Source organism: Paenibacillus polysaccharolyticus, from assembly GCF_023714295.1.
GTDB classification, from domain to species: domain Bacteria; phylum Bacillota; class Bacilli; order Paenibacillales; family Paenibacillaceae; genus Paenibacillus; species Paenibacillus polysaccharolyticus_A.
The window spans coordinates 1-392 of the sequence record NZ_JAMAUN010000054.1 but is presented as its reverse complement, the minus strand read 5'-3'; the positions used below and the strand labels follow the sequence as shown (position 1 = coordinate 392).

Below are 392 nucleotides of genomic sequence, written 5' to 3'. Positions count from 1 at the left end.
AGTGCGGCCACAGCATGCTGACCAGCCCCTCGGTCAGCTCCGGCAGATCATCATCAATTTTTTCGCGCAAGCGACCTACGGAAAAGGCAAAGCCTTCAAACAGGCGCTCAACGTAAGGGTCCGGCGTACCGGCTTTATCGAGATCCAGCATCGCCGCCCGATCGGGGTGAGCCTGCGCGAACGCTTTTGCCGCCTCGCGCAGGTAGCGCATTTCAGCATCAAAATATCGCAGGGTTAAATCGTCCATTATGAATATTCCCTTATTCGTCTACAGGGAGACACGCAGCATGGCTGCGCGGTCAGATTAGTTGGCCGTCGGGCGGCCATGAGCGAAGGAGGCCTGGCGTTGCAGGTCAACGCCAATCAGTGAGGGAGAAGGTTCAGTATCCCTC

1 protein-coding gene is annotated in these 392 nt (G+C 57.1%); it reads right to left on the bottom strand.

Annotation, left to right across the window (positions count from 1 at the left end; translation table 11 throughout):
• The coding region (locus M3629_RS28150; protein ID WP_251512202.1) for a type VI secretion system baseplate subunit TssF at positions 1-247 on the bottom strand (247 nt) is incomplete at its 3' end.
• Positions 248-392: the final 145 nt, after the last annotated feature.